Source organism: Caulobacter sp., from assembly GCF_035254145.1.
GTDB lineage: Bacteria > Pseudomonadota > Alphaproteobacteria > Caulobacterales > Caulobacteraceae > Caulobacter.
The window spans coordinates 1-5902 of record NZ_DATFAV010000108.1 but is presented as its reverse complement, the minus strand read 5'-3'; the positions used below and the strand labels follow the sequence as shown (position 1 = coordinate 5902).

8 protein-coding genes are annotated in these 5902 nt (G+C 68.3%); 6 read left to right on the top strand and 2 right to left on the bottom strand.

The window, feature by feature from the left end; genetic code table 11:
• The 5 genes from VJ655_RS06210 to VJ655_RS06190 all read left to right on the top strand — a co-directional run.
• Nucleotides 1-676: MBL fold metallo-hydrolase (locus VJ655_RS06210; RefSeq protein WP_324110198.1), on the top strand; the 676-nt coding region annotated here is incomplete at its 5' end.
• Nucleotides 677-720: 44 nt separating this feature from the next.
• A complete protein-coding gene (locus VJ655_RS06205) occupies nt 721-1161 on the top strand; it encodes a MarR family winged helix-turn-helix transcriptional regulator (protein WP_324110197.1) in 441 nt (146 codons plus the stop codon).
• Nucleotides 1162-1932, top strand: a complete 771-nt coding sequence (locus VJ655_RS06200) for an enoyl-CoA hydratase-related protein (RefSeq protein WP_324110196.1) — start codon at nt 1162-1164, stop codon at nt 1930-1932. It begins immediately after the preceding gene.
• Nucleotides 1933-2057: 125 nt separating this feature from the next.
• On the top strand, nt 2058-3029 hold the full coding sequence (locus tag VJ655_RS06195; RefSeq protein ID WP_324110195.1) for an SDR family NAD(P)-dependent oxidoreductase: 972 nt from the start codon (nt 2058-2060) through the stop codon (nt 3027-3029).
• 13 nt (nt 3030-3042) lie between these two features.
• Nucleotides 3043-3900: an NAD(P)-dependent oxidoreductase gene (locus VJ655_RS06190; protein ID WP_324110194.1), complete on the top strand. Its 858-nt coding sequence runs from the start codon at nt 3043-3045 to the stop codon at nt 3898-3900.
• Between the two features lie 98 nt (nt 3901-3998).
• On the opposite strand, the gene VJ655_RS06185 is transcribed toward VJ655_RS06190, so the two are convergent.
• Nucleotides 3999-4382, bottom strand: coding sequence for a TfoX/Sxy family protein (locus VJ655_RS06185; protein ID WP_414646946.1), 384 nt, complete (start codon nt 4380-4382; stop codon nt 3999-4001).
• Here VJ655_RS06185 and VJ655_RS06180 point away from each other — a divergent pair.
• The gene (locus VJ655_RS06180; protein WP_324110192.1) at nt 4357-4848 is read left to right on the top strand and encodes a GNAT family N-acetyltransferase; all 492 of its coding nucleotides are present in this window, start codon (nt 4357-4359) and stop codon (nt 4846-4848) included. The two genes, VJ655_RS06185 and VJ655_RS06180, sit on opposite strands and share 26 nt — an antisense overlap.
• Nucleotides 4849-4850: 2 nt before the next feature.
• On the opposite strand, the gene VJ655_RS06175 is transcribed toward VJ655_RS06180, so the two are convergent.
• The coding region (locus tag VJ655_RS06175; protein ID WP_324110191.1) for an MFS transporter at nt 4851-5902 on the bottom strand (1052 nt) is incomplete at its 5' end.

The window sequence follows — 5902 nt, the reverse complement described above, 5'->3', positions numbered from 1 at the left end:
CACCGGCCGCGCGGCGCCCGAGGACGGGGTGAAGTTCTTCCACGCCGCCGGCTGGGACGAGGACTCCATCGAGAACTACAAGGCCCGCTTCGGCGGCTTCGGCAAGGCGATCTACGCCCTGCCCGACAGCTATCGGCGCCTGTCGGACGGCGAGGATTTCGAGATCGGCGGCAGGACCTGGCGGGTGGTGACGGGCCAGGGGCACTCGCCCGACCACGCCTGCCTGTGGTGCCCCGAACTGAACGTGCTGATCTCCGGCGACCAGGTGCTGCCGCGCATCTCGTCGAACGTCTCGGTGTTCCCGACCGAGCCCGACGCCGATCCGCTGAGCGACTGGCTGCGGTCGCTGGCCAAGGTCAAGTCGACGGTGCCGGACGACGTGATCGTGCTGCCGGCCCATAACGATCCGTTCGAGGGCCTGCACACGCGCATCGACGCCCTGATCTCCGGCCACGAGCGGGGCCTTTCACGCCTTGAGAAGAAGCTCATCGAGCCCAAGCGGGCGGTGGACACCTTCGGCGCCCTGTTCGCCCGGCCGATCGGAGCCGATCTGCTGGGCATGGCGACGGGCGAGGCGCTGGCGCATCTCAACTGCCTGATCGGCCGGGGCCGGATCCGGCGCGAGACGGACGCGGAGGGGGTCGCCTGGTACAGAACGAATTCAAGTCCGGACTAGAAACGGTTGTTTGACATTTCGCACGCGAAATATAGGCTGAACCTATGTCCGTGTCGCCCGACCGCCGCCTCATCTTCCTGCTCAACGCCGGCCATCGGCGCGTGCAGCGCTGGATCGAGGGCAAGATGGCGGCCAAGGGCGGTCTGACCGCCGCCCAGTCCGGCGTGCTGTTCTATCTGGGCGACCAGGACGGCGTGCTGATCGGCGAGGCGGCTGACGCCCTCGACCTGGCGCCCTCGGCCATGACCGGCCTGATCGATCGCATGACGCGGTCCGGTCTGGTCGAGCGCCGCGCCGATCCCAAGGACGGCCGCGCCATGCGTCTGCACCTGACCGACAAGGGCCGGACGGCGCGCGAGCAGGCCAAGGCGGGCCTCCAGGGGATCAACGCCCACCTGACCGACGGCTTCACGGACGACGAGATCAATGTGGTCGCGCGCTGGCTCGCCTGCCTGCAGACCAAGTTCCCCAAGGGAGATTCGTGAATGACCGACCATGTTCAGGTCGAGATCGACGCTGGCGTGATGACCCTCACCCTGGCGCGGCCCGAGAAAAAGAACGCCCTGTCCAACGCCATGTACGGCGTCCTGGCCGACAGCCTGGAAGCGGCGGAGAAGGATCCCACGGTCCGGGTCGTGATCTTCCAGGCCGAGGGCGATAGCTTCACCGCCGGCAACGATCTGCAGGATTTCGCGGCCCAGGCGACGGGCGCCTTCACGGGCGAGCGGCACGTGCTGCGCTTCCTCAAGGCCCTGGCCAACGCCACGCGCCCGCTGGTCGCCGCCGTCCAGGGTCAGGCGGTCGGCGTGGGCACGACCATGCTGCTGCACTGCGACCTCGTCTATGTGACCCCCGACGCGCGGCTGACCGTGCCCTTCGTCAACCTGGCCCTGGTGCCGGAGGCCGCGTCGAGCTGGCTGCTGCCCGCCCGCATCGGTCATGCCCGAGCCTACGCCATGTTCGCGCTCGGCGAGGCGATCGACGGCGGTACGGCCGTGGCCTGGGGGATCGCCAACGGCTCGGCCGAACTGGGCGACCTGCGCGCCCGGGCCCGCGCCGCCGCCGACCAGTTGGCCAAGCGTCCGCTGGGCGCCCTGACGGTCACCAAGCGCCTGATGCGCGACGCCGAGAAGATCGCCGCCTTGATGGATGTCGAGGGCGCCGAGTTCGCCGCTCGCCTGCAGACGGCCGAGGCCCGCGAGGCCTTCATGGCTTTCATGGAACGCAGGCCTGCGGACTTCACCAAGGTCGTTTAAAACTGTCATCCCGGGCGTAGCGCAGCGAAGACCCGGGACCACAAAAGATGCAGAGTGTCCGGCGGTCCCGGCTCGGCGCGCTTCGCGCTTGGCCGGGATGACAGACCATAAGCGGGAGGATCGACATGGCGGATCGGATCACCTCGCCCTTCGGGGCCAAGTCGACGGCGCGCGAGGTGGTCGCGGGCCACGACCTGTCTGGTCGGGTGGCGATCGTCACCGGTGCGGCGACCGGCATCGGCGTCGAGACGGCGCGAGCCCTGGCCGACGCCGGCGCGGAGGTGATCATCGCCGCCCGCAAGCCGGAACTCGGTGAAGAGGTCGCCAACCGGATCAACGAAGAGGTCGGCATGAAGCGGGTCAGCTTCGGTATGCTGGACCTGTCCAGCTTCGAGGCCATCCGTCACTTCGCCCATCGCTGGGGCGATCGGCGCCTGAACATCCTGATCAACAACGCCGGCGTCATGGCCTGCCCGCTGTCGCGCACCGCCGACGGGCTGGAGATGCAGATCGGCACCAACCACTTCGGCCATTTTCTGCTGTCGGTGCTGCTGGCGCCGAGCCTGGTGGACGGCGCCGAGCACTCGGGTCACCGATCGCGCCTGGTGTCGCTGTCCTCGATCGGCCACCGGCGCTCGCCGATCCATTTCGAGGATCCGAACTACAACAGCCGACCCTACGACAAGTGGGAAGCCTACGGCCAGGCCAAGACCGCCAACAGCCTGTTCGCGGTCGGCTTCGACAAGCGGTTCAAGGACAAGGGCGTCAACGCCAACGCGGTCATGCCCGGCGGCATCATGACGCCATTGCAGCGCCATCTTCCGCTTGAGGAACAGCAGGCCCTGGGCTGGATCGACGAGAAGGGCAAACCCCGCGAGGGATTCAAGACGACGGAACAGGGCGCGGCGACCAGCGTTTGGGCGGCGACCGGCGACGAACTGGAGGGCGTCGGCGGGCTCTATCTGGAGGATTGCGCCCAGGCCGTTCCGTGGAGCAAGGACACCCCGTGGGTCGGGGTCATGCCCCACGCCCTCGATCCCGAAGCCGCCGAGCGGCTTTGGACCCTGTCGGTCGAAACGACCGGCGCCGGCGCCTGATCGGAGATACGCCATGAGCCTCAAGGGCAAGACCCTGTTCGTCACCGGCGCCTCGCGCGGCATCGGCTTGGCCATCGCCCTGCGCGCGGCGCGGGACGGCGCCAATATCGTCGTCGCGGCCAAGACCGCCGAGGCCCATCCCAAGCTGCCCGGCACCATCTACACCGCCGCCGCCGAGATCGAGGCGGCGGGCGGCAAGGCCCTGCCGCTGGTGGTCGACGTGCGCGAGGAGGCCAGCGTCCAGGAAGCGGTCGAGAAGGCCGTCGCCACGTTCGGCGGCATCGACATCTGCGTGAACAACGCCTCGGCGATCTCGCTGACCGGCACGCTGTCGACCGACATGAAGCGCTACGACCTGATGCACCAGATCAACACGCGCGGCACGTTCGTCACGTCGAAGGCCTGCATCCCCTATCTGAAGAAGGCCGAAAATCCCCACGTCCTGATGCTGTCGCCGCCGCTGGATATGTCGCCGCGCTGGTTCGGCCCGCACGTGGCCTACACCATGGCCAAGTTCGGCATGTCGATGTGCGTGCTGGGCATGGCCGAGGAGTTCAAGAGCGACGGGATCGCCTTCAACGCCCTGTGGCCCCGCACGGGCATCGCCACCGCCGCCATCCAGTTCGCCCTGACCGGCGAGGAGGGGCTCAAGCACTGTCGCACGGTCGAGATCATGGCCGATGCGGCCCACGCGATCTTCGAGAAGCCGGCGCGGAGCTTCAGCGGTAACTTCCTCATCGACGACACCTTCCTTTACGGCGAAGGCGTGCGGGACTTCGACCGCTACAAGGTCGACCCGGCCGCCACCCTGATGCCGGACTTCTTCGTGCCCGAGGACAGCGTCCCGCCGCCGGGGGTGAAGATCGGTTGATTTGAACCCTCTCCCAGCGGGAGAGGAGGGACCCGCCGCGAAGCGGTGGGAGGTGAGGGGTTATATTCGACCAAGAGACCTCTCACCCTCCCACGCTTTCAGCGCGGGCCCCGCCCTCTCCCTTTGGGAGAGGGGTTTTGTTTGCGCGCCGCCACCGCCAGCGACTTCCTCGCCCATTCCAGCAGCAGTTCCTGGTCGTCCAGCGCCTCGACCGGGGCGGTCCAGTAGGCCATTGGCTTGTCGTCGCCGAACGGGGCGAAGGGCTGGGCGCCGGCGGACTCGAACTCGGGCTTCAGCGACTCATCGCCCTTCAGGTAGAGGACGTCGTCGTCGACCAGGGCGAAGAACAGGCCGTTGGCGTAGATCCCCACGCCGCCGAACATCCGGCGCGAGGCGATCTGGCCCAGCGGCGCGAGCTGTTCCAGCACGAACTCCAGATAGTCCGAAGAGACCGCCATGTCCGTTTCCACCAAGATTTCCATCAGGCCCGCCGCGCCCGCCGACGCCGCCCTGATCCACCAGTTCATCCTCGATCTGGCGGACTATGAAAAGCTGCTCGACACCGTCCAGGCGACGCAAGCCGACACCGAGGCGGCCCTGTTCGGCGAAAATCCCCGCGCCTTCGCCGATATCGCCGAGCTCGACGGCCAGCCGGTCGGCTTTTCCCTGTGGTTCTACAACTACTCGACCTTCGTTGGACGGCACGGGATCTATCTGGAGGATCTGTTCGTGCGGCCGTCGGCGCGGGGGGCGGGCGCGGGCAAGGCCCTGCTGGCCAATCTGGCGCGGCGCTGCGTCGACGAGAACCTAGGCCGCCTGGAATGGTCGGTGCTGGACTGGAACGCGCCGTCGATCGCCTTCTATGACAGCCTCGGCGCGGCCGCGATGGACGAGTGGATCATTCGCCGCCTGACTGGCGAGCCGCTGCGCAAGCTGGCGGGGCTGTAGGGTCAGTCCAGGTGGTCGGCCTTCCGTAGCGCCGGGAACAGGAAGGCCCACAGCGCCGTCACCGCCATCGCCCCGACCCCGCCGAACACCGCCGCGCCGACCGGGCCCAGAAGCCAGGCCGCCGCGCCGCTCTCGACCTCGCCCAGCTCGTTGGAAGCGCTGATGAACACGCCCGAGACGGCGGCGACGCGGCCGCGCATGGCGTCCGGCGTGACGATCTGGACCAAGGTCTGGCGGACATAGACCGAAAGCATGTCGGCTCCGCCCAGGATGGCCAGGGCGGCGACCGACAGCCAGACGAACTTGGACAGGCCGAAGATCGTGGTGGCCAGGCCAAACACCGCCACGCCCGCGAACATGATCGCGCCGGCGTTGCGCCGGATGGGTTTGGCGGCGAGGTAGATCCCGACCAGGGTCGCTCCGATGGCGGGCGAGGCCCGCAACAGGCCAAAGCCGCCGGGACCGATGTGCAACACGTCCTTGGCGAAGACCGGCAGCAGGGCGGTCGCTCCGCCCAGGATCACCGCGAACAGGTCCAGCGAGATCGAGCCGAAGACGATCTTGTTGTTCCAGACGTACGACAGGCCTTCCTTGATCAGCTCCATGCGAGACCCGGGCTGCGTTTCGGGCTTGGTCGGGTGGCGGATCATCAGGGCCAGCAGGGCGGCCACGCCATAAAGGGCCAGCGAGGCGCCGAAGGCCATGGCCGGCGAATGGATCAGCAGCAGGCCGCCCAGCGCCGGGCCGACGATCGAGCCGGCCTGCCAGGACAGCGAGTTCCAGGCGATGGCGCGCGGCAGCAGCGGTCGCGGCACCAGCATGGGGCCCATGGCGCTGCTGGCGGGCGAAAGGAAGGCGCGACTGGCGCCGAACACGACCGAGACGGCGAAGATCGGCCACAGGTGATGCGAGCCGAGCAGGGCCAGGACCAGGAGAACGCCGGCGCTGACCGCGTCCAGGGCCAGGGTCGCCGCGACGATCAGCTTGCGGGTCCGGCGGTCGGCTGTCTCGCCGGCGACCAGGGTCAGGAGGAAAAGCGGCAGGAACTGCGCCA